Below are 22448 nucleotides of genomic sequence, written 5' to 3'. Positions count from 1 at the left end.
AATTGCAGCGGCGTATTCTTGCGCCACGTTTATGGCCTTACCAGGCGTTAACAGGATGATGTTATGAAGAAAACATTACTTTCGCATGGCGCAATGATCGCGTTTGCGACCTCGACACTGGCTTTTAGTCCGTTCGCGCTGGCGCACGCGCATCTTACGTCCTCTGTCCCCGCCGCAAAAGCCGAAATATCGCCCGCGCCGCAGCAGATAACCCTGAATTTTACGGAAGATGTTGAGCCCGCGTTCAGCGGCGTTGAGGTGGTGGATGCTCAGCATAAAACGATTGCGGGCAAGATCAGCCGCGATAAAGCCCGGCATAACCAGTTACGGGTTAACTTCGCTCAGCCGCTGACTCAGGGCGCGTATCAGGTAAACTGGCATGTGCTGTCCGTGGACGGGCATAAAACAAACGGAAATTATACGTTCACCGTGAAGTAATCCTGTGACGACACTGTGGGTGGTGCTGCGGGCACTGCATTTTACGGCGGTTATAGTACTGGTCGGCAGCCATTTTTGTACGACGCTGCTGGCGCCCGTTTCGTTACGGGCGGCGCTGATATCGCGCCTGTCACGCCTGATGACAGGCAGTGCAATCCTGGCACTCCTGACTGCGCTGTGTATGCTGGCCGCGCAGACGGCATTGATGAGTGGCGACTGGCACAACCTGGCCGTGCCGGACGTATGGATGGCGGTGCTGTCTACACACTGGGGCGCGGTGTGGCAATGGCAACTCCTCTTTTCGTTGTGCAGCGTAGCCGCTATCCTGATGCGTGACCCGCAGCGGCAGTGGATCGGGTGGCTGACCAGTCTGCTACAGTGTGGTTGTCTGGCGCTCATCGGCCATGCCGCGATGAGAGAGGGGCTGGCTGGCATCGCGCAACAAGGTAATCACGTTGTACATCTGATCGCCGCATCTTTTTGGACGGGTGGCCTGGTGCCGTTACTGGTGTTGATGCAGATGGCACGGAACATTGCCTTCCGAACCACCGCAATCCGCACGATGATGCGTTTTTCCCGCTACGGGCATCTGGCTGTGGCCCTGACGCTGGTCACCGGACTGGTAAACAGCCTGCTGATTGCAGGCTGGCCGGGTGACTGGTCGCTTAACCGTTATGTTGTACTGTTGCTCTGTAAAGTCGCGCTGGTGGGCCTTATGGTGATGATTGCGCTCTGGAACCGCTACCGATTAGTTCCGCGTTTTCATGTCGCTGGCCTGGGCGCACAGCAGCAGTTTATTCGCATGACTCAGCTGGAAATTGTGCTGGCATGCGGCGTAGTGGGGTTGGTGAGTGTGTTTGCTACGCTGTCGCCAACCTGAAATGACCGACATTCAAGAAAGGAACGTTATGTTGCTGAAAAAAGCGATCTCTGCATTGCTGTTATTCACACTGGCTGGCCAGGCGCTGGCGGCACAAATTATCACCGTCAGCCGCTTCGAAATTGGCAAAGAGAAGTGGCCCTTTAACCGGGAAGAGGTGATGTTAACCTGCGAGAAAGACGGCGCGCTGTTTGCGATTAACCCCAGCACGCTGATGCAGTATCCCCTCAACGACAAAGCGGATGCGCAGTTCAAGGCCGGTCAGGTTAAAGCGCAGCCGATCAGCGTGATTCAGGCCCCGGATAAAGCCCATCCGGGTCAGATGATGAGTCTGCAGCCCATCGTCGATCGTGCTCAGGCGCTGTGCGCGAAATAACACGCGATACAGCAGGGTTGTCGGCAAAATTGTTTAGCCGATCACAAACCTGCCGGTTTTTTGCACAGCTCCGCTGCGCTGGCTGGAAAATCTCCTGTCTTGGCCTACGCTTTACAGGCAAGGCGAAAGCCTGAACGAATGCCAACTTTTAGCGCACGGCTCCTTGAGAGCCCTTTCCCTGGACCGAATACCTGGAATAGTGTTCGGTCTTTTTTTATACCCGACGCGTCTTAATATCTATCCCGGTCGCCAATAAGCCGGAACGCACCAGGCACTGTCATCTTCCCGCCCTTGATCTCCCCCTGTAATCCCGCCACATTAGCGTTTCGCATTCTGATTTTCGTTACGGAGAGAAGCATGTCGTCTGAACAGCAAATCGCCTTACTGAAACGCATTGATGACCGCTACCGGATGCTGACCGGCAGCGGGTTATACTGTCCTGAGCACGTAGCCGATCGTTACCGCTGGCTCCACGAGGATGCGCCGTACAGTATTCTCGCGCATAACCGTGAGGCCGATCCGGTTTTTGTCTATGCCAACCGCTGTGCGCTGGATTGTTTTCACTACAGCCTGGCGGAGATGCTGCAACTGCCCTCACGGCTCAGCGCCGGGCCTGCCGACAGGGCGGAGCGGCAGCGTTTGCTGGACAGCGTGAGGCGCAATGGCATCGCCACAGGTTATAGTGGCCCGCGCGTCAATAAACAGGGTGAGACCTTCACCATCTACGAGGGTGAAGTCTGGCAGTCAGAAGAACACGAAGCGGACTGGGGGCAGGCCGCCTTGTTCTGGCCTCGTCCCCGTCAGTCCAGAAAGTAAAACAACGTTGTGCCACGTCATACCTTACCTGCGATGACGTGGCGCAATGGCGTGCGTTACACGCGGAAGGCTTCTACCATGCCGCGCAGCGCATGGGCCTGCTCGGACAGAGATTGTGAAGCCGAAGACGATTCTTCCACCAGTGCCGCGTTATTCTGCGTTACGCTGTCCATCTGACTCACCGCGACGCTGACCTGTGAAATGCCCTGCATCTGTTCGGCGGAGGCAAGGGAAATTTCATCCATCGCACTCGCGAGGTCGCCCACCATGCTGACAATTTTCAGGATACTTTCACCCGTGCCGTTGGCCACTTTGACGCCGCTTCCCACTTGCTCCACCGCCTGCTCAATCAGGGATTTTATCTCTTTTGCGGCAGTGGCGCTGCGCTGGGCCAGCGTGCGGACTTCGCCTGCCACGACCGCAAAACCGCGTCCCTGTTCACCCGCCCGCGCGGCTTCAACGGCGGCATTCAGCGCAAGAATATTGGTCTGAAAAGCAATGCCTTCTATCACGCCGGTGATATCGCGAATTTTGGCGGCGCTCAGGGAAATATCGTTCATGGTTTCTGACATGCGGTGGACATCACTCTCACCGCTGCGGGCCAGCTCTGCCGTTTCACGCGCCGTCGAGGCCGTAGTTTGAGCACCGGCGGTATTACTTTTTACCGTCGCAGTTAACTGCTCCATGCTGGCCGCCGTTTCCTGCAAGGCAGCAGCCTGCTGTTCAGTACGCGAGGAGAGTTCGGTATTTCCCTGGGCGATTTCCTCTGCCGCCAGGGCAACATTGCCCGACGTTTGTTTAATTTCTGAGACCAGCCCGCGCAGCTTCGCCTGCATACCATCCAGGGACGCAAGCAGGCTGGTGGTGTCATGGCGACGCAGCGAAACGCTGGATGTCAGGTCACCTGCCGCAATTGCAGCGGCCAGCGCCTGCGCCTGGGCGGGCTCACCGCCCAGTTGACGCATCAGCACACGCGTAATCACATAGCCGGTTGCTACCGAGAACAGGACAGAAAGCACGGCTAACAGCACCAGCGTTACCGACGCCCGGCTGGTGGACTGGCTGTTAACTTCTACGGCGTTACGGCTGCTATACATCAGAATATCGGTGGCTTTATTAAGAGCATCCAGCATATTTCGCTGCAGTGGACGCAGGGTCGTCATGAGATAGCGCGTCGCTTCTGTTTGCTCATTTTTTAGTCCCAGTTGCCCGGCCGTCACGAAGGACGCCATCATCGGTGCTTCAAGTTCCCTGATATGATTCAGGGCAGCCTGTTCTTCTGCTGTAGACTGAGTCTGCATCATGGTTTCAAGCGTCTCGCGGTTTTGAATGAACAATGCTTTCTGCGTATTAAGGCGCTGTAACTCTGGCTGCATTTCTTTGTCGTCGGTGAGCAGGGCCAGGTTTCGCACGGCTATCGCCAGATCGCGCAGTCCGCCACGCATATCCAGAATAAGTTGGTATTTTCTCATTTTGCTGTTCACGACATCGTCCATGCCTGTTTTGGCATGATGCAGGGAGGTCAGAGAAACGGCAGTACAGAGGATCAAAAGGAGAATGAGCAGGCCGAAACCCGTCGCAAGCCGTGTAGAGATTTTCATAGTAAGATTCCTGATAAGGAGCGGTTTCGTTCTCTATCGGCATCAGAAGCATAAATAATTAATGGAAAATGCAAAATTTACATAAATATCGTTAATATTTTATTTTGCATCATTGAAAATGATCTTAATCAATAAATGGTCAGATAAAAGGATTTCATTGCGAAGAAGGGGGTAAATGATGAAAAAACAAAGAATTTATTTATGTATTACATCGGGAAAACATGTGTTTTTGAGGTGATAGATAAATATAAATGGTGATTCCCCCCTAACCCTGATGCGCCGCACAGCCTGGGCCGAATCCGGACCCGAAAAACGTTAAGCTCAGCACGTTTTTGCGATGCGTAAGGGGCACGCGCTTGTCTTTTTGCTGAAGCATGAGGGGCGATTATCCCGAGCCCGCACAGGGCCGCGACCGTCATGCGTGTCCCTGGATCACTGAAAATATGTGAGGCAGGTAACAATATTGACGAAAATTTTAAGTTTATCAGACACTCCCTTACCCTGATTTCTTCACCATAGCGACTCCATTCACAGCATGGGATAGCACAATGCGGAAATCATTAGCAGTGGCCTGGATGTTTTTGATTGTCTCGTTTGGTTCTGCCGCACAAAGCCTGGTACACAGCAGGCACGATCCGACGCATCTCGTCGGACTGAAAACGTACAGTAGCCTTGCCGATACGCCGGAATCACCGGATGAGCATGTGAGGGAAAAGCAGCATGATGTAGGCAATGCATTATGATGTGAGGATAAAAATGGCTCGCCCCGGCGAGCCATATTGGTATTACAGGGCAGGTTTGGGAGCCAGCACTTTTTTGCCCAGTCTGATGCCCGGTTTCTCAACATACTGGTACAGCAAAGAGGCCAGGCCATATGTCAGCGGCAGAGATACGGCACAGACAATCAGGAAACGCGTGACATCACTCTGGTAAGCAATATCCGTTTGTTTCAGCAACAGCGCGATAGCCGGAATCACAATCAACAGATGCAGCAAATACACGGAAAAAGAGACATCGCCCAGCCATGTACTCAGGCGGTTGTTTAATACCTTACGTGGAAGCTGAATGAGCCGCGCCATCAGACTGTTTTCCTGATACTGCCACAGCACCGCCGCCATGCCGATAATCATCAAGGCTTCCATCACCACCTGAAGTTTGATCGCGCCTAACCCGATAAACACACTGACCAGCGGGCCAGCAAGGGCAAAGACCACATAGAGCAGGGACTTGCGCCGTACGGCCTCCGCCAGCAGCATGCCCGAAATAAACATATTGAGTTTAATCAGAATCATGGACGGCATTTCAAAGGCTTCGTAATAGTCAGGCAGCAGATAACGGCCGGCACAGCTCAGCGCCATGATGCACAGCAATGCCGGGGCATAACCGAAGCGCATAACCGCCAGCATGATAAAGGGAAACAGCAGATAAAACTGCATTTCCAGCCCGATACTCCAGTCGGGCAGCGTGGTGTTAAAGCCATAGGCGGGCAGGACGCCAAACAGAAAAGAGAAATGCGTCACGACATTCATGAGTGACTGATCGGCATAGCGTGAGGCATCGGTCGCTGTGCCCGAATAAACATGTGCGATCGTGTCGCGCATCTCGCCAAACCAGGGGCCAGAGATGAGCGCGACCGCCAGCAGCAGATAGTAAAGCGGGGCGATGCGAAAAAAACGCCGTAGCCAGAATTTCTTGATGGTTTCCGGGCTTTGCCATGGCTCTTTTTCCTGACGTTCGACATAGTTTTTTGCCATCAGGTAGCCCGAAAGCAGGATAAACAGATCCACACCAATCCCCGGAGAAGAGAGTAAAGTGATATGGCAATGGATAAGCAAGCTTATGTGTCCCAGCAGTACCCAAAGAGAAGCAATCCCCCGTAACCCTTCCAGTTCCGTGGACCATCCTCGCGTTGCAGACATGGTAAAACCTCGTTAATCAATTATTTATACTGGATCCAAAGGCATCACTAAGCCCTAACAGTCGGATCAAGTCCACCTGCAATGATAAAAGTAAGAGGATTCTGACATTATGATGAATAATCGATCTGCGTGATAATACACACACCTTTGAGTGGCTCAGAAGTGACTGTCGATGACAAAGGTCAACCCCTTTCTCTGACGGGCCTGCCACTGCGGATAAGAGGGACGTATTTTCATAAACAGCAGGGCAGGACGGCATTGCAGACGTACGGGTAAAGGGCGGAAAGGGGACGTCTGCGTCCCCTGTTCTCAGGCCAGTTTCAGCATAACCATGCCCAGCAACAGCAGAGCCAGGCCCGCCCAGCCTTTGCGGTTCAGGCGCTGACCAAAGAGAATGCCGCCTGCAGCAACGGTGGCGACGAGACCAAACCCGCCCCAGAGCGCGTAAGCCACGGAAAGATCGATACCTTTCACGGCCTGCGACAGCGCACTGAATGCCAGCAGCACACAGCCCAACGACGCGATGCCGGGCAGGGGCTTTTTAAAACCGTTGCTGTACTTGAGCATGATATTGGCGGCAATTTCCAGCAGGACAGCCAGTGCCAGCCAGGCAAAATGAATCAGATCAGGCAGGGTCATGATCGGCCTCCTTCTTGCTGCCGGTTTTCATCAGCAGAATGCCGACAATCAAGGTGACCAGACCGCAGATTTTCAGCGGCGATACGGTTTCATCAAACAGATGCACGCTAAACAGCGTGATCAGCATAATGCCGATACCTTCCCAGAGGGCATAAGCGACCCCCAGTGCGATACGTTTGATGGCAAAACTCAGGAAGATATACGAACAGGCAATCATGCCCAGCATAATCAGATAGCCGCTCTGGCTTTGATTCAGGCTGGACCATTTCATGGTCAGGGTACCCATGATTTCCGCAACAATAGCGAGTGCTAATAATCCCCATGCGCGCATGGTTTTTTCTCCACAACTAGCGTCGTAATTAACCCACCGTGATGCCACGGCAGAAAGGAATAAACGAGCGGAAAGGGGACTAAAGCGCGCTGCGCCAGTGCTGATCGAGGGCGTTAACGCTGAGTAATGCGAGGAACGAAAGGGCGGTAAAACGGGGAATGAACATCCTGCTCATAATTTCACAATGCATCCACGTTATTGCTTCTCTTCAGTGGACGGGTAAAGCCTCCGATAATGAACACCCACACTTTATACCACTACTGGCGTTAAAAGCACAGCGCGATATTGTAAGTTGAATTGACATAAATCTGAGCAATCATGCTTATTATTCTGATTAATGCAGGTGATAAGTGCAGAAAAAAGAAATAAGCCGGACAGTTGTCCGGCTTAAGGTCAGGGAGGCGATCAGGTTGACCGCTCAGGTGCCTTACGCACTGGTGCATCGCCTGCAACATAGTAGTCTGCGGTACTGCGCGGCAGCGGTTGACGACCACGGATGCAGTCGGCGATTTTTTCACCGATCATGATGGTGGTCGCATTCAGGTTGCCCGTAATAATTAAGGGCATTATGGATGCATCGACCACGCGCAAACCTTCCAGTCCATGTACGCGGCCTTCGCCATCAACCACCGCCATCTCGTCGTTACCCATCTTACAGGTTCCGCAAGGATGGTAAGCCGTTTCGCCATGGTTACGCACGAATTCATCCAGCTCCTCGTCCGTCTGGCATTCAATGCCCGGGCTGATCTCACGGCCACGGTATTTATCCAGCGCGGGCTGATTGATGATTTCACGTGTGATACGAATCGCATCGCGGAACTCATGCCAGTCCTGTTCATGCGACATATAGTTGAACAGAATTGCGGGATGGCGACGCGGATCGCGGGACTTCAGGCGCACATGTCCGCGGCTGGGTGAACGCATTGAGCCTACGTGACACTGAAAACCGTGCGCATCGACCGCATTCGAGCCGTTGTAGTTAATCGCTACCGGCAGGAAGTGGTACTGAATATTCGGCCAGGTAAACTCTTCACGGCTGCGAATAAAGCCACCCGCTTCGAACTGGTTACTGGCACCCACGCCCGTGCCGTTAAACAGCCACTCTGCGCCGATCTTCGGCTGATTCCACCACTTCAGTGCGGGATACAGAGAGACGGGCTCCTTGCATTCATACTGCAGGTACATTTCAAGGTGATCCTGCAGGTTCTCACCTACGCCCGGCAGGTCATGGACGACTGGGATGTCAAACTGCTGTAACAGTTCGGACGATCCCACACCCGAGCGCTGTAAGATTTGTGGCGAAGCAATGGCACCCGCACACAGCAGCACTTCGCGTCGCGCATGAACGGTGTGCAGCGTATTACTGTCACCGATCATATATTCCACGCCAATTGCACGCTTGCCTTCAAACAAAATACGGTCAGTGGTGGCATGGGTCACGATTTTCAGGTTCGGTCGGCGTTTCGCCTGGTCAAGATAACCGCGCGCGGTGCTGGAACGTCGGCCTTCTGGCGTGACGAAGCGGTCCATCGGCCCAAAGCCTTCCTGCTGATAACCATTCAGGTCATCTGTGCGCGGATAGCCGGCCTGAACGCCTGCCTGAATCATTGCTTCAAACAGCACGTTGTTGCCTTTCTTCGGCGTGGTCACGCTGACCGGACCATCGCCGCCGTGGTAGTCATTGGCACCGGTATCGCGCGTTTCTGACTTGCGATAGTAGGGCAGACAGTCCAGATAGCTCCAGTTTTCCAGGCCGGGCATGCTTGCCCAGTTGTCCAGATCCATCGCGTTACCCCGGATATAACACATGCCGTTGATCAGCGAAGAACCGCCCAGGCCTTTACCCCGACCACACTCCATGCGGCGGTTGTTCATATACGGCTCAGGCTCAGTTTCATACGCCCAGTTATACCGTTTTCCCTGTAAAGGGTACGCCAGGGCCGCTGGCATCTGCGTCCGAAAATCGAAACGATAATCAGGCCCACCCGCTTCCAGCAGCAGTACATTCACGCTACTGTCTTCAGTCAGTCGGGTGGCCAACACATTCCCTGCGGATCCGGCTCCAATGATAATGTAATCAAATTCCATTCGTCGCTCCTCAGGTAAGGGGATTAAAAGACAGACTGAAAGCGCGTCAGCTCAACCTGAACCGACTTCACCTGGGTGTAATTCTGCAGCGTCATCAAGCCGTTTTCACGACCGACGCCAGAATGCTTGTAACCGCCGACAGGCATTTCAGCGGCAGATTCACCCCAGGTGTTAATCCAGCAGATGCCCGCTTCAATCTGATGAATGACGCGGTGCGCACGATTCAGATCCCGGGTCACCAGACCCGCGGCCAGACCATATTCGGTATCGTTAGCGCGACGTATCACTTCCTCTTCCGAGGTGTAACTCAGGATCGACATCACCGGCCCGAAAATTTCCTCACGGACAATTTTCATGTCGTCGCGGCAGTCGCTGAATACGGTTGGTGCCACCCACGCGCCCTGATCAAACCCGTCACCGGTTAAGCGTTTACCGCCACACAGCAGACGGGCACCTTCTGCAATACCGGACTCAATAAAGCGCATCACGTTGTCACGGTGGCTGAAGCTGACCAGCGGACCAAAGTTCGTCTCGGGATCGCGCAGATCGCCCGCTTTGATACGGGCAACACGTTCTACGATTTTGGCTTCGAACGCAGACTGCAATGCGGCCGGGACAAAAACGCGGGTACCGTTGGTACATACCTGGCCGGAACTGTAGAAGTTAGCCATCATGGCGATGTCGGCGGCCAGATCGAGATCGGCGTCATCAAAGATGATCAGCGGGGATTTGCCGCCCAGCTCCATGGTGACGTCCTTCAGGGTCGATCCTGCCGCATTTGCCATGACTTTTTTGCCGCTGACGACACCGCCGGTAAATGACACTTTATCGATACCCGGATGCTCGGTAAGCAGTTGACCGGTAACCGCGCCGGTACCGGGCAGCACGTTGAAAACGCCGTCCGGCACACCGGCTTCGGTGTAAATCTCAGCCAGTTTCAGGGCCGTCAGCGGTGTGACCTCGCTGGGTTTGAAAATCATGGCATTGCCTGCGGCGAGGGCCGGGGCAGATTTCCACAGGGCAATCTGAATCGGGTAATTCCACGCGCCAATACCGGCGACCACGCCTAAGGGTTCACGGCGGGTATACACAAACGCGGTATCACGCAGAGGAATTTGCTGGCCTTCCAGCGCAGGGATCAGCCCAGCGTAATACTCCAGCACATCGGCACCGGTAACGATGTCGACGCTGGCGGTTTCACTGAACGGCTTACCGGTATCAAGCATTTCCAGTTCAGCCAGCTCATCATTGCGCTCGCGCAGAATATCTACGGCCCGACGCAGAATGCGTGAGCGTTCCATGGCGGTCATGGCTGCCCAGATTTTTTGCCCTTTTCTGGCCGCCGCCACAGCGCGATCGACATCCTCGCGCCCGGCAATCTGGACATCAGCCAGTACTTCGCCGTTGACCGGATTAATCGTCTGGAAGGTTTCTCCAGACGTCGCGGCAACATAAGTACCATTGATGTAGAGGTGTTGTTCGGTGAATCGGGACATAATTTCTCCTGGTTCCGTTACGCGTGTTCGCCTGCTAACTGCTGGCGAATAAATTGAGTGGTCAGTGTCCGTGCTGTCGTCGGGTCAAAGGGCTTGCCGCTTAATGCTGCGCGTAGCCACAGGCCATCAATCATGGCGGCCAGCCCGTGAGCGGCAAGCCTGGCCCTGTCCCTGGGCAACTGGCGGCGAAACTCCACGGCCAGCGATGAAAAAAGACGGCGATGACTGACCCGTTCCAGACGTTGAAGCTGAGGCTGGTGCATACTGCTTGACCAAAAGTCCAGCCAGGCTTTCATCACTGCGCGTTCGACCTGACTTTCGTCGAAGTTTCCTTCAACGATTGCGCGCAGTCGTTCTTCGGCGGGGGCGTTGGCTAACGGCTGCAGGCGACGGGCAACTGCCTCACGTAGTTGCCGGGTGACGTCGCGCATCGTGGCTTCCAGCAATCCGTTCTTGTCCTTGAAATAGTGGCTGATGATGCCAGTTGACACGCCCGCGCGTCGGGCAATCTGAGCAATGGTGGCATCATTAATACCTACGTCATTTATCGTTGCCAGCGTCGCATCGATCAGCTGTCGACGTCGTATTGGCTGCATCCCTACCTTTGGCATTGCGTTCGCTCCCACCCAAAATCAGTCCCCTATTTAATCTTTTTTTGATTGGATGTTCAATATAAATAGAAACCTTGTTAGGATGCTGTGTCTTAAAAGTTGAGTAAGTGAAGCGGTAAGTGTGGCAGATTCGTTAGTTTTGACCAGAATGTAACGGCAGGAAACGAAGCGTAAAAAACACTTACCCCTCGGGACACCGGATGTTTTTACCGGTTTGAACTCTTGCAAAATTGATAAGCCAACAACCAGAGGTAAACGATGATGAGTCCACCAGCGAGTGAAAAAGACAGAATCAACCCCGTGGTGTTCTACACCTCCGCAGGATTGATTCTGACCTTTTCACTCATCACTATTTTATTCAGCAGCGAAGCCGCCAACTGGATACTGAGGGCGGTAAACTGGGTGTCCGAAGCGTTTGGCTGGTATTACATGTTGGCCGCCACGCTTTATATCGTGTTCGTTGTGTATATCGCCTGTTCCCGTTTTGGCTCCATTAAACTCGGGCCTGAGCAGTCGAAACCGGAATTCAGCATACTGAGCTGGTCGGCAATGCTGTTTGCCGCCGGTATCGGGATAGACCTGATGTTTTTCTCGGTGGCGGAACCGGTTTCGCAGTATATGCAGCCGCCGGAAGGGACAGGGCAAACGCTTGAAGCGGCCCGTCAGGCGATGGTCTGGACCCTGTTCCACTATGGCTTAACCGGCTGGTCAATGTACGCCCTGATGGGGATTGCCCTTGGCTATTTCAGCTACCGCTACAATCTGCCCTTAACCATCCGTTCCGCCCTGTATCCCATTTTTGGTAAACGCATTAACGGTCCCATCGGCCACAGCGTAGACATTGCCGCGGTAATTGGGACGATCTTTGGTATCGCTACCACGCTGGGAATTGGTGTGGTGCAGTTAAACTATGGGCTGAAGGTCCTGTTCGATATTCCGGAAGGATTAACGGCACAGACGGCATTGATTATTCTGTCGGTGATCATTGCCACCATTTCCGTGACGTCGGGCGTTGACAAAGGCATTCGTATTTTATCGGAACTGAATGTGGCGCTGGCTCTCGGCCTGATTCTGTTCGTCCTGTTCGCTGGCAATACCGGCTTCCTGCTTAACGCACTGGTGCTCAACGTAGGGGATTACATCAATCGCTTTATGGGCATGACGCTGAATACGTTTGCCTTTGACCGGCCAACAGAGTGGATGAACAGCTGGACCCTGTTTTTCTGGGCCTGGTGGGTGGCCTGGTCGCCGTTCGTGGGCCTGTTTCTGGCACGTATCTCCCGTGGCCGTACCATTCGTGAGTTTGTGCTCGGTACGCTGGTGATTCCTTTTACCTTTACGCTGCTGTGGCTGTCGGTCTTTGGTAACGCGGCCCTGTATGAAATCCTTCATGGCGATGCGGGTTTTGCACAGGAAGTGATGGGCCATGCGGAACGCGGTTTCTACAGTCTTTTGGCGCAGTACCCGGCCTTCAAGCTGAGTGCTTCCGTCGCGACCATTACCGGTATGTTGTTCTATGTGACCTCGGCGGATTCCGGTTCGCTGGTGCTGGGTAATTTCACCTCCAAACTGAAAGACATCAACAGTGATGCGCCGAACTGGCTGCGTATATTCTGGTCAGTCGCCATCGGCGTCCTGACGCTGAGTATGTTGATGACCAACGGCATTACGGCGCTGCAAAATACCACGGTCATCATGGGGCTGCCGTTCAGTTTCGTCATCTTCTTCGTGATGGCAGGGCTGTATAAATCGCTCAAGGTGGAAGATTATCGCCGCGTGAGTGCGACGCGGGATACGGCGCCTTATCTGGCACATGCTACTGACCGTCTGACCTGGAAAAAACGGCTGTCGCGCCTGATGAACTATCCTGGCTCGCGCTACACCCTGAAAATGATGGATGACACGATCTTTCCCGCCATGGAGGACGTGGCAAAAGAGCTGGAGCTGCGTGGCGCGCGCGTCACGCTGGACCGCGTGGCCGCCGACGGGGAGCATCCTCTGGGTTATCTGGACCTGCGCGTACAACTGGGCGAGGAGCAGGATTTCCTCTATCAGGTCTGGCCACAGCAGTATTCCATTCCGGGCTTTACCTACCGCGCGCGCAGCGGGAAATCTACCTATTACCGGCTGGAGACGTTCCTGCTGGAGGGCAGTCAGGGTAATGACCTGATGGATTACAGCAAAGAGCAGGTGATCATCGATATACTCGATCAGTATGAGCGCCACTTGAACTTTATTCATCTGCATCGAGAGGCACCGGGCAGCAACATTACGTTCCCCAGCGCCTGATCCCACAGCCCGTTAGCCGCCAGGTTAACGGGTTTTTTATAGCTGACGGAAAACCCGGCCGCGTAAACATGGTCCACAGCCAGTCAGGTTTTGCCGGAGGCCTACGATACATCCGGGGACAGGGAAATGTGTCATCACTGCCGTCCACGTGACAACGGGAGTTTACTGTCGGAATTGTCCCGACCTAAAGCGGGGCAAATTCAACTATCTTTAAACTTTACAGGACACCAATGACTGTTGTGGACAGGGAGTCGTATGCGAAAAATTCTTAGAACATTTCTGCCGCTTTACACCACCACGTTGTTGATGCTGTTGGGCTCAGGGTTACTCACTACCTACGTGTCACTGCGTCTGGCCCATGATAAGGTTAATGGTGCGCTGATTGGGGCCATCATTGCGGCAAACTATATTGGCCTGGTGATCGGTGGCAAGGTGGGTCACAACCTGATTGCGCGCGTCGGTCATATTCGTGCCTATGTAGCCTGTGCCGGCATTATCACGGCGTCAGTGATCGGACACGGGCTGACAGATTTTATCCCCCTCTGGGTTTTCCTGCGCCTGATCATCGGGCTGTGCATGATGTGCCAGTACATGGTGCTGGAAAGCTGGCTTAACGACCAGGCGGAATCGTCACAGCGTGGGCTAATCTTTGGCTTCTATATGGTGGCGACCTACCTTGGCTTAAGTAGCGGTCAGGTGGTGCTGACCTTACAAAGTGACTTTGGTCTTCAGACGTTGTTAATCGTGGCGCTCTGTTTTGCCCTCTGTCTGGTGCCGATTGCGCTGACGACGCGCACGCATGTTCGCGCGATGTCACCTGCGCCGATGGAACTGGGCTACTTTCTTCGCACCATTCCTAAATTGCTCAGCACCACCTTATTAACCGGTATGGTCGTCGGCGCCTTTTATGGCCTGGCGCCGGTGTATGCCAGCAGCAAGGGATTCAGCGATGCGCAGACCGGTATTTTTATGAGCCTGACGATCTTTGCCGGGCTGGTATCGCAGTTTCCTTTAAGCTGGCTGTCCGACCGTTACGATCGTCAGCGGCTGCTGTTTTATATTGCGGCGCTGCTGGCGCTGGCCTGTTTGCCGCTGGTGTTGCTGCCCAGGCTGTCATTTCACTGGGTGCTCGGCATCGCCTTTCTTGCCAGCATGGTGCAGTTTGCCCTCTATCCTTTGCAGGTGGCGCTGGCAAACGATCAGGTGGCGGCGGAGCAGCGCGTTTCACTGACGGCCTGTCTGCTGATGGCGTTTGGTATCGGAGCCAGTATCGGCCCGTTGCTGGTGGGCTCGCTGATGCAGCCTTTCGGCAGTAACATGCTTTATCTGTTCTTCACGGTGTGCACCCTGTTGATTGCTGTGCTGAGCTATGTGAAGAAAGCGCCGCTTCCGTTACCGACTACCGAGGTACCTTTGCCCCACGTGGTGTTACCGGACAGCCTGGCTACCTCGCCTTTAGGCGCGGCGCTTAACCCGGTGCTGGAAGACGAGGCGATTCAGGCGGCGATGGTCACCAGTGATGAGGAGGGCGCAGAGGACGAGGGTGAGAATGAGGACGAAGGCGACGTGACCCAGGCGCGCGACGATGAAAGCCGCAGCAGGGCCACGTCAGGTTCCACATCTTCTGACGGATAAGCGTTACGGGCGATGAAAATCCTCGACAAGCAGCATGGGTTTTGCCACGCTGAAAGCCGTTACCGCAAGGGGGAATGTCATGCTAGAACTGCGCCCAAACTGTGAACGTTGTGATATCGATCTGCCTGCGGCATCGCGTGATGCGCGCATCTGTTCGTTCGAATGTACCTTCTGCGCGACCTGCGCTGAGCAGCATCTGCAGGGGCATTGTCCCAACTGCGGGGGAGAATTAGTGCGACGTCCCATCCGGCCCGCCGCCAAATTGCTGACCCATCCGTCGAAAGCGCGCACCGCCTGAGTTATCGCCGGGCATCGCCCCAGAATGCGCCGGCGCGATGCCTGCCGCTTGTGCAGGTCCGTCCGCGCTGAACGACGGTTCTGGCGCTGCTATCAGCAAAACAGCGCCGCATGCGTGACAGTGTCACTTGCAGGATGTGACGGCTTAACGGAACAGCCGACCGTCGCGCACCAGTTCGCGCGGATAGCTGTTTTTAATCCGGCTACCAACCCGTTTTGCCAGCCCCAGCGGCTGAGCCTGATAGGTCACAATCATCTCATCAACGGTGGGCGGGTTTTCAGGGTAGATATCGCGACCGCGAAACCACGCTTCCGCTTCCGCCTCATTCAGTTCCACTGTCTGCGCTGGACGTGGTGACGCCAGCGCGACAACGGCCTCATGTTGCCAGCGATAACCCTTCGCAAAGGTTTCAGCCAGTTTCAGGCCAATCCGCGAGAAACGGACCTGCCCTAACAGCGGAACGATGTCGGCGGGAAACAGCCAAATTTCTTTATCGCGTTGCCACAGTTGCAGGCGCTCATCCCACTGAAGCGCCACCTTCGCGGCCGCCTGAACAATATCGTTTTCCAGTTTGCGGTTTACGGGGGTAAACGGAAGCTTGCCGACTTTGTATGTCGGCGCAGGCAGCCGCTCAACAGAGGCGATTTTGCGTAACCGCGCGACAAAGAAGCCTTCACTGTCAAACAGCTGAGGAAAGACGTGCAGGTAACCTTCGGGCGTGGCTGCCTGTTCTGCGCCTGGAAACAGCGTCGTCAGCGGCGCAACCTCGACGGCTGCGGGGTAGCGCGCCAGCAGCCAGGCCACAACCTGTTGGTTTTCGATCGGATTGAGTGTGCAGGTGGAATACACCAGCGTACCGCCAGGCTTCAGGGCATGAAACGCGCTGTCAATCAGATCGCGTTGGGTATGGGCGATATCGTGGGTGCTGGCAAGCGACCAGTTTTTCAGCGCATCCGCATCTTTACGTATCACGCCTTCGCCAGAGCAGGGCGCATCCAGCAGGATCGCATCGAACTGTTCCGGCAGCGCAGGCCCAAAGACGCGGGCGTCAAAGTGAGTCAGCGCGGTATTGGTCACGCCACAGCGGGTAATGTTCGCGTGCAGCACTTTTACCCGGCTGGAAGAGAACTCATTAGCAAGGACAATTCCCTGGTTGTGCATTCGGGCAGCAATCTGTGTTGTTTTCGAGCCGGGGGCGGCCGCCATATCCATGACATGCTGTGCATCGGGACAGGCATCAAACAGCGCCGTCACCGGCAGCATCGAGCTGGCTTCCTGAATATAAAACAGGCCACTCAGATGCTCTGCCACGCTACCCAACGGTAAACTTTCATCCTCCCGGCTGATCCAGAAGCCGTCTTCACACCACGGCACCGGCGTAAGCTGCCAGCCGTAGTGAGCCGTTTGGGCCAGAAACGCGCTGACGCTGATTTTTAACGTATTGACCCGGAGGCTGCGGCGTAACGGCTGCTGGCTAATGTCGATAAACTGCTGCAGGCTGGCCTCATCGGGCAGGCTCTGGCGCATAAGGTCAAGGAAATCGGCAGGAAAACGTGAAGCGGCGTCGGACACGGATAAGTTCTCTTTGAGGCAAAGGCGGGAGTGTAACACGCGGAAAGAAAACGGGCAGCCTGGCTGCCCGTTTTGGAAGGATTAAGGTTGGTTCGGGTCAGGAATGGCCGTACCCCAGTTACGCCACTCTTTCGGCGGTTCGTCCTGCAGCAGGAAGTGCTTGTTCGCATTCGCCTGCGGGGCCAGCGGGACCGTCGGTGGCGTAGCAAACTGAATGCCACCGCGGATAAATTGCTGGAAGGTACCGGTTTTCACCACACCGCCAATCAGCCCAAAGTCCAGGTTATAGCCGGAGGCGAGCCAGAACACCGAGTTATTACGTACCAGATGCTGATATTTCTTACTGATGCGCAGGGCGATTTGCACGCGATCCGCCATATTACCCAACGAGGTGCCGGTCACGGTACCGACTTCGACGCCCCGGAACAGGACCGGCGTCCCTAATGACAGAGAACCCGCTTCGGTGGCATCCACATAGATGTTCAGGCCGTTGAGGTAACGCGAGTCGGTGATGGTGCTTTCCTGCAGCTCAAAGGTCCGCGCGCCGCGTCCTTTACCCGGGTCAACGTTAACGTAAGGCTGCAGGATCGTCTCCAGATGATTCACCCCGGCGGCCGAAATCTCGGGCGACACCACGGAGAAACGACTGTCAACGCGCGCGAAGTTCTGCACGTATTCCGGGTAAAGTACGGCTTTGGCCACCACCTGATTATTGTCATCACTCAGCGACAGCGATTCGATCTGACCCACGTTAATGCCCAGATAGCGAATCGGCATGCCCGCGGACAGTTTGCTGGCATCATAGGTGTGCAGGGTAATCTGGCTGCCCACCGCGCGAGCTGCCGTTTCGGACGGATAAAGCACGCGTTTTACGCCTTTATCCACTTTCGCCCCGGTCAGGTTGTCAAAGCTGATCGCGCCTTTTAAAGCCCGGTTCAGCGGGGAGGCCTGCACCGTTAATCCGCTGCCGTTAAGCTGCACGCGTGCGCCGCCTTCCGCCCAGAAGACACTTTCGTTGGTGAGGAGCTTACGGTATTCCGGTTTGATATGAACGGCAATATCAAACGCATCCGCGCGCGGTGTGACTTTCGTGATTTCGCCCACCTGGAACTTGCGGTACAGCACGACAGATCCCGCCTGAACATCCGGCAGACTTTTCGCGGTCAGCATCAGCGTGGTCGACGGACCGTCACCCACAATACCTTCCTCCGCACGTTCCGCATCCGCAAACAGCGGATAGGCGGCTTTTGGCGCGCCGCGCTTGCCGGGATCCAGACGAATACCGCCATCGACCCATTCACGTGCGCTGGCTCCCAGCACCTGCATGCCGTCCAGACCGAATTTCACATCAAGACGACTGTTCACGATGAATTTACTGTCGCTGTGCACCAGTTGCCGGTGGTCAGGATTGATTGCCACAACAAAATTCACCCCATTTTCATCCAGATCGCGCGAGATGACCTGGCCGATTTTCATACCGTATAACATCAGCGGTTGCCCCGCATCGATGCCATAGCTCTCCGGCGCGCTGAGTTTTACGGTGAGCACATTGGGTTGCTGCAGCAGCGTTTTGTCAGGCGCAACCACGGTAAAATGCTGTACGGGTGGACCGTCGCCGGGCACCAGTTCAAAGGTATTGCCGGTCAGCAGACTGCTCAGGCTGGTGTCAGTCAGGCTGAGTTTCGGACTGTGCATTTCAATGCGTGTGCCTTCGCGCATCAGGCCGACCACAGACGGATCAACCGTCATCTCGCCGGTGACTTTGCCGCCGTCCTGCAGATTCAGTTTGGTGAGCGTACCGACTTCCAGACCCTGGTACATCAGCGGCGTTCGGTTAGCCGACAGGTTATCGCCGTTGGGCAGATCGAGGCTAATCAGCACACCGCGCTGGCTGTGAGCCAGATCAGGATAGAGGGTGTAATTCTGGTCGCTCTTTGCGGCTTCCGCGCCTTCGGGCGAGTCAAAGGCAATCGCGCCATTGACCAGTGCCGCCAGGCTTTCCAGCTGCACTTTGGCACCGCTCAGGCTGACATCGGCGTTCAGGCCGGACACGTTCCAGAAACGGCTGTTGGTTTTCACCAGGTTGACGAAGCGACGTTCGATAAGCACGTCAATTGACACGCCGTTGTTTTGACCGTTGATACTGTAGTCGTACACGCGGCCTACCGGAATTTTGCGGTAATAGACCAGTGAGCCGGTATTCAGCGAGCCCAGATCCGGTGCATGAAGGTGAATCATCAGCTCGCCGGTATTAACACGGTATTTCGGTTGCGTATCCAGGGCGGTGAAGGTGTCGCTCTCTTTACCATCGCCCGGCATCATGCCGATGTAGTTACCGCCGACCAGCGCATCAAGGCCGGAAACCCCGGCCAGCGAGGCTTTCGGTGTCACCAGCCAGAATTGCGTATTCTCACGCAGCGCATCACGCATATCACTTTTGATGCTGGCTTTGATCTGGATCTTGCGATAGTCGTCGCTCAGGTTGATGCCCTGCACGGTACCGACTTCCACGCCCTGATAGCGCACAGGCGTGCGCCCGGGCACAATCCCATCTGCCGTCTGGAAATTAATGGTGATTGTGGTGCCGCGCTCCTGAAAATTCGTCCATAGCAGCCAGCCCGCAATCAGCATGGCGATAACGGGCAGCAGCCAAAAAGGGGAAATTTTACGCTTATTACGCAGCGTAGCATTAGTCGGTGTAGTCGGCGTTTCCTGTTGCATGTGCATCCCAGAGCAGGCGGCTATCCAGCCACTCAACGGCCATAATGGTCAGGATCACAGCCGCGCCAAAGTAAAACGCGGCAGGTCCCATGGTAAAAGCCAGTAACTGGTCACGATTGACCAGTGACATGGTTAACGAAATGACAAACAGATCCAGCATAGACCAGCGACCGACCCAGGTTACAAAACGCAGGAGACGGATGCGGGTTTTCAGGCCTTGCTCGCAGCGAAAATGAATGCTGAGAAGCAGCGCCAGCATGACCAGAACCTTGGTAAAGGGCACTAAGATACTGGCGATAAAGACGATGGCGGCGACCGGAATATTACCGGATGCCAGGGAAAGAATGCCGGAGAAGATCGTGTCTTCCCGCCGCGAGCCATTGAGGTACACCACCGAAATGGGCAGCAGATTGGCCGGGATCAGCAGCACAATGGAGGCGATGAGCGCAGCCCAGGATTTTTGCAGGCTGTGACGGCGACGGAAGTCGAGCGGTGTATGGCAGCGGGGGCAACGGCCTCGTGCGTCGGGAACATCGGTATAATGGCAGTTGAGACAAACCTGCAGATCCTCCCGTCGCGTCACCTGAGGCTGTTGCGGATAAAAGTGTTCCCATAGCTGCTCAATATTGAGATGAATCAGCGTCATCACGCTCAGGACGGTCAGGGCAATGTAGGCTACCAGACCGTAGCCCATTTCGAGATCGGCGTATTCCTGAACTTTAATCGACGCCACCGCGATGCCAATCAGGAAAATGTCCAGCATGACCCACTCTTTCAGCTTCTCCAGCATCAGCAGAACCGGGCGCAGATTCATGCCCAAACGCTGGCCCAGCGCCAGGTAGCCAATGCCGGCCACAAGCGTGACGGGCGCACCGATAGTGCAGAACGCCACCATGGAGGCCGTTAACACGTTGCCCTGTAGCGTCATCTGCACAATGCCTTCCAGCAGGCTGGCGTTAATGCGCATACCCAGCAGCCGGATATCAATCAACGGCATGCTGAAGGCGAACGGCATCAGGACCAGCATGGTGGCCGCCATCGCCAGCAGACGCGTCATCGACCAGTCATAGCCGCTGACAATTTGTGCATTACAACGGGGGCAATGTGCCGACTGATGCGATTTCACATCTGGTAAGGAAAAAAGGGTATCGCATTGCGGACAACGCTGATAACGTGCGTGGGGCAATGTCTCGCTAATCGCGTGAATTTTCATAAAGAGTGCAGGGTTCGCTTATTGTTATTTACGCAAAGGGTTGTTAAGACATTGCTGTGTACCTGTTTCGGGTATCACGCTTCGATCCACAGAATATTAAGGTTATAGTAACTAACGCTATGATTCACCTTATGGCTATGGATTTTTAGTGCTTATTTTTAACTGGCGGAGTGGTTAGCCGCCCGGATGTCACTGGTAACGGTTGAATAATGAACAAAACTGCCTTTTACGCCGATTTAGATCGCGATATGCGCGCCTTGCTGGCGGGAGAAACGGCGTTCCTCGCCGCGATGGGTAACTTTAGCGCGCTGTTGTATGAACGTCTCGAAGGCGTGAACTGGGCAGGCTTCTACCTGCTGACGGAAGCAGACACACTGGTGCTTGGCCCGTTCCAGGGTAAAATTGCCTGTGTGCGCATCCCCGTGGGTAAAGGTGTCTGTGGTACAGCGCTGGCGCAAAATCAGGTCCAGCGTGTAGATGATGTGCATGCGTTTCCGGGGCACATCGCCTGCGATGCGGCCAGTAATGCTGAAATTGTGATTCCTCTGAAAGTAAACGGTCACGTTGTGGGCGTGCTGGATATCGACAGTGTGGAATACAATCGCTTTGATAGTGATGATGAAAAAGGGCTGGTAGCCTTGACTGACGGGCTTTGCGACGTGCTCGCGAACACGGACTTAGAAAAATATTTGCAGCTGACGCGTAGCTAATCGACTGGATTGCATGGCATTTAGCGATGTTGTCATTATAATGTCGCCTGTTCATGCCTGCTCTGGTCGGCAAACCCGTAGTAATCAGGAAATTTCATGGAAAATCAACCTAAGTTGAATAGCAGTAAAGAAGTCATTAGCTTTCTGGCGGAGCGCTTTCCGCACTGCTTTAGCGCTGAAGGTGAAGCGCGTCCGCTCAAAATCGGTATCTTTCAGGATCTGGTCGAGCGCGTTCAGGGCGAAATGAACCTGAGCAAAACACAGTTACGTTCAGCATTACGTCTTTATACCTCCAGCTGGCGCTATCTGTACGGTATTAAAGCGGGTGCGACCCGCGTGGATCTCGACGGCAATCCGTGCGGTGTTCTCGATGAGCAGCACGTTGAGCATGCCCGCAAGCAGCTGGAAGACGCGAAAGCGCGTGTTCAGGCGCAACGCGATCAGCAGCGGGCCGCGCGTCGTGAAGCCGGTGAGGGCGAAGAAGGGGCCAGCGCGCCACGTCGTCCACGCAAACCTGCTCCGCGTAAATCCGCAGAGGGTGACGCCGCGCGTAAGCCGCGTCCGCAGTCTGCTGAGCGTCCTACTGCATCGCAGCATCGCAAACCGGCACCCCGTCCGGAGCAGCAGCAGGCTAAACCCATCACTGATACCTCAACTTTGCAACCCGGCCAGAGTATTAAAGTTAAAGCAGGCAAAAGTGCAATGGACGCAACCGTTCTGGAAGTTTCTAAAGACGGCGTCCGGGTACAGCTCGCTTCCGGCATGGCAATGATTGTGCGCGCAGAACACCTGCAGTTCTGAAACGGAGGCTGACC

General features: G+C 54.9%; 20 protein-coding genes. 10 read left to right on the top strand and 10 right to left on the bottom strand.

From position 1 onward, the window contains the following. The first annotated feature begins 63 nt into the window (after positions 1-63). From copC to C7434_RS07220, 4 genes are all read left to right on the top strand, one after another. Positions 64-438, top strand: coding sequence for a copper homeostasis periplasmic binding protein CopC (copC, locus tag C7434_RS07235; protein ID WP_033741957.1), 375 nt, complete (start codon positions 64-66; stop codon positions 436-438). 4 nt (positions 439-442) lie between these two features. Then, positions 443-1318, top strand: coding sequence for a copper homeostasis membrane protein CopD (copD, locus tag C7434_RS07230; protein ID WP_033741956.1), 876 nt, complete (start codon positions 443-445; stop codon positions 1316-1318). A gap of 28 nt (positions 1319-1346) precedes the next feature. After that, positions 1347-1694 carry a YebY family protein gene (locus C7434_RS07225; protein ID WP_033741954.1) on the top strand — a complete coding sequence of 116 codons (348 nt, stop codon included), beginning with the start codon at positions 1347-1349 and terminating at the stop codon, positions 1692-1694. Positions 1695-2051: 357 nt separating this feature from the next. Beyond that, complete coding sequence (locus C7434_RS07220) at positions 2052-2510, top strand: MEKHLA domain-containing protein (protein WP_033741953.1); 459 nt, start codon at positions 2052-2054, stop codon at positions 2508-2510. 56 nt (positions 2511-2566) lie between these two features. Here the strand turns inward: C7434_RS07220 and C7434_RS07215 are convergent, their stop codons facing one another. Beyond that, entirely contained in the window at positions 2567-4111 is a 1545-nt protein-coding gene (locus C7434_RS07215) for a methyl-accepting chemotaxis protein (protein WP_033741952.1), read from the bottom strand. Positions 4112-4659: 548 nt separating this feature from the next. On the opposite strand from C7434_RS07215, the gene C7434_RS07210 reads away from it, so the two are divergent. Then, positions 4660-4854 carry a hypothetical protein gene (locus C7434_RS07210; RefSeq protein WP_006120296.1) on the top strand — a complete coding sequence of 65 codons (195 nt, stop codon included), beginning with the start codon at positions 4660-4662 and terminating at the stop codon, positions 4852-4854. A gap of 42 nt (positions 4855-4896) precedes the next feature. Here the strand turns inward: C7434_RS07210 and C7434_RS07205 are convergent, their stop codons facing one another. The 6 genes from C7434_RS07205 to betI all read right to left on the bottom strand — a co-directional run bounded on the left by C7434_RS07205 (position 4897) and on the right by betI (position 11195). Beyond that, positions 4897-6030: an acyltransferase gene (locus C7434_RS07205; protein ID WP_033741951.1), complete on the bottom strand. Its 1134-nt coding sequence runs from the start codon at positions 6028-6030 to the stop codon at positions 4897-4899. Between the two features lie 309 nt (positions 6031-6339). Then, the gene (mdtI, locus tag C7434_RS07200) at positions 6340-6669 is read right to left on the bottom strand and encodes a multidrug/spermidine efflux SMR transporter subunit MdtI (protein ID WP_033741950.1); all 330 of its coding nucleotides are present in this window, start codon (positions 6667-6669) and stop codon (positions 6340-6342) included. After that, positions 6656-7000: a multidrug/spermidine efflux SMR transporter subunit MdtJ gene (mdtJ, locus tag C7434_RS07195; protein WP_006120299.1), complete on the bottom strand. Its 345-nt coding sequence runs from the start codon at positions 6998-7000 to the stop codon at positions 6656-6658. Before mdtJ ends, mdtI begins: the two co-directional genes overlap by 14 nt. 405 nt (positions 7001-7405) lie before the next feature. Then, positions 7406-9088: a choline dehydrogenase gene (betA, locus tag C7434_RS07190; RefSeq protein ID WP_033741949.1), complete on the bottom strand. Its 1683-nt coding sequence runs from the start codon at positions 9086-9088 to the stop codon at positions 7406-7408. Between the two features lie 23 nt (positions 9089-9111). Beyond that, positions 9112-10584 (bottom strand): betaine-aldehyde dehydrogenase, encoded by a 1473-nt coding sequence (gene betB, locus C7434_RS07185; protein WP_006120301.1) that lies wholly within the window; start codon positions 10582-10584, stop codon positions 9112-9114. A gap of 17 nt (positions 10585-10601) precedes the next feature. Then, positions 10602-11195: a transcriptional regulator BetI gene (gene betI / locus C7434_RS07180; RefSeq protein ID WP_006120302.1), complete on the bottom strand. Its 594-nt coding sequence runs from the start codon at positions 11193-11195 to the stop codon at positions 10602-10604. A gap of 258 nt (positions 11196-11453) precedes the next feature. Here betI and C7434_RS07175 point away from each other — a divergent pair, with 258 nt between their 5' ends. From C7434_RS07175 to C7434_RS07165, 3 genes are all read left to right on the top strand, one after another. Then, positions 11454-13484: a choline transporter gene (locus C7434_RS07175; protein WP_033741948.1), complete on the top strand. Its 2031-nt coding sequence runs from the start codon at positions 11454-11456 to the stop codon at positions 13482-13484. A gap of 255 nt (positions 13485-13739) precedes the next feature. Further along, on the top strand, positions 13740-15119 hold the full coding sequence (locus tag C7434_RS07170; protein ID WP_033741947.1) for an MFS transporter: 1380 nt from the start codon (positions 13740-13742) through the stop codon (positions 15117-15119). 79 nt (positions 15120-15198) lie between these two features. Further along, the gene (locus C7434_RS07165) at positions 15199-15417 is read left to right on the top strand and encodes a DUF1272 domain-containing protein (RefSeq protein WP_033742218.1); all 219 of its coding nucleotides are present in this window, start codon (positions 15199-15201) and stop codon (positions 15415-15417) included. A gap of 144 nt (positions 15418-15561) precedes the next feature. Here C7434_RS07165 and rsmF read toward each other — a convergent pair whose 3' ends face one another. From rsmF to yebS, 3 genes are all read right to left on the bottom strand, one after another. Further along, positions 15562-16989 carry a 16S rRNA (cytosine(1407)-C(5))-methyltransferase RsmF gene (gene rsmF / locus C7434_RS07160; RefSeq protein ID WP_033741946.1) on the bottom strand — a complete coding sequence of 476 codons (1428 nt, stop codon included), beginning with the start codon at positions 16987-16989 and terminating at the stop codon, positions 15562-15564. A gap of 81 nt (positions 16990-17070) precedes the next feature. Beyond that, the gene (locus C7434_RS07155; protein ID WP_033741944.1) at positions 17071-19710 is read right to left on the bottom strand and encodes a PqiB family protein; all 2640 of its coding nucleotides are present in this window, start codon (positions 19708-19710) and stop codon (positions 17071-17073) included. Further along, positions 19679-20923 carry a membrane integrity lipid transport subunit YebS gene (yebS, locus tag C7434_RS07150; protein WP_033741942.1) on the bottom strand — a complete coding sequence of 415 codons (1245 nt, stop codon included), beginning with the start codon at positions 20921-20923 and terminating at the stop codon, positions 19679-19681. Before yebS ends, C7434_RS07155 begins: the two co-directional genes overlap by 32 nt. 209 nt (positions 20924-21132) lie before the next feature. Here yebS and C7434_RS07145 point away from each other — a divergent pair, with 209 nt between their 5' ends. Further along, complete coding sequence (locus C7434_RS07145) at positions 21133-21633, top strand: GAF domain-containing protein (RefSeq protein ID WP_033741940.1); 501 nt, start codon at positions 21133-21135, stop codon at positions 21631-21633. 96 nt (positions 21634-21729) lie between these two features. Next, a complete protein-coding gene (gene proQ / locus C7434_RS07140) occupies positions 21730-22434 on the top strand; it encodes an RNA chaperone ProQ (protein WP_033741938.1) in 705 nt (234 codons plus the stop codon). The last annotated feature ends 14 nt before the right edge of the window (positions 22435-22448 follow it).

This window comes from Pantoea sp. PNA 14-12, assembly GCF_004364735.1.
In the GTDB taxonomy this organism is placed as follows: domain Bacteria; phylum Pseudomonadota; class Gammaproteobacteria; order Enterobacterales; family Enterobacteriaceae; genus Pantoea; species Pantoea stewartii.
The sequence above is the reverse complement of the archived record's forward strand: the minus strand, read 5'-3'. Positions and strand labels throughout refer to the sequence as shown.

What these genes read in the sequence shown, in the direction of transcription:
- betB (WP_006120301.1), bottom strand. Translation starts at nt 10,584, where the DNA reads ATGTCCCGATTCACCGAACAACACCTCTACATCAATGGTACTTATGTT.
- C7434_RS07175 (WP_033741948.1), top strand. Translation starts at nt 11,454, where the DNA reads ATGATGAGTCCACCAGCGAGTGAAAAAGACAGAATCAACCCCGTGGTG.
- proQ (WP_033741938.1), top strand. Translation starts at nt 21,730, where the DNA reads ATGGAAAATCAACCTAAGTTGAATAGCAGTAAAGAAGTCATTAGCTTT.
- C7434_RS07170 (WP_033741947.1), top strand. Translation starts at nt 13,740, where the DNA reads ATGCGAAAAATTCTTAGAACATTTCTGCCGCTTTACACCACCACGTTG.
- betI (WP_006120302.1), bottom strand. Translation starts at nt 11,195, where the DNA reads ATGCCAAAGGTAGGGATGCAGCCAATACGACGTCGACAGCTGATCGAT.
- C7434_RS07145 (WP_033741940.1), top strand. Translation starts at nt 21,133, where the DNA reads ATGAACAAAACTGCCTTTTACGCCGATTTAGATCGCGATATGCGCGCC.
- yebS (WP_033741942.1), bottom strand. Translation starts at nt 20,923, where the DNA reads ATGAAAATTCACGCGATTAGCGAGACATTGCCCCACGCACGTTATCAG.
- C7434_RS07220 (WP_033741953.1), top strand. Translation starts at nt 2,052, where the DNA reads ATGTCGTCTGAACAGCAAATCGCCTTACTGAAACGCATTGATGACCGC.
- C7434_RS07155 (WP_033741944.1), bottom strand. Translation starts at nt 19,710, where the DNA reads ATGCAACAGGAAACGCCGACTACACCGACTAATGCTACGCTGCGTAAT.
- C7434_RS07225 (WP_033741954.1), top strand. Translation starts at nt 1,347, where the DNA reads ATGTTGCTGAAAAAAGCGATCTCTGCATTGCTGTTATTCACACTGGCT.
- C7434_RS07165 (WP_033742218.1), top strand. Translation starts at nt 15,199, where the DNA reads ATGCTAGAACTGCGCCCAAACTGTGAACGTTGTGATATCGATCTGCCT.
- betA (WP_033741949.1), bottom strand. Translation starts at nt 9,088, where the DNA reads ATGGAATTTGATTACATTATCATTGGAGCCGGATCCGCAGGGAATGTG.
- C7434_RS07210 (WP_006120296.1), top strand. Translation starts at nt 4,660, where the DNA reads ATGCGGAAATCATTAGCAGTGGCCTGGATGTTTTTGATTGTCTCGTTT.
- mdtI (WP_033741950.1), bottom strand. Translation starts at nt 6,669, where the DNA reads ATGACCCTGCCTGATCTGATTCATTTTGCCTGGCTGGCACTGGCTGTC.
- C7434_RS07205 (WP_033741951.1), bottom strand. Translation starts at nt 6,030, where the DNA reads ATGTCTGCAACGCGAGGATGGTCCACGGAACTGGAAGGGTTACGGGGG.
- C7434_RS07215 (WP_033741952.1), bottom strand. Translation starts at nt 4,111, where the DNA reads ATGAAAATCTCTACACGGCTTGCGACGGGTTTCGGCCTGCTCATTCTC.
- mdtJ (WP_006120299.1), bottom strand. Translation starts at nt 7,000, where the DNA reads ATGCGCGCATGGGGATTATTAGCACTCGCTATTGTTGCGGAAATCATG.
- copC (WP_033741957.1), top strand. Translation starts at nt 64, where the DNA reads ATGAAGAAAACATTACTTTCGCATGGCGCAATGATCGCGTTTGCGACC.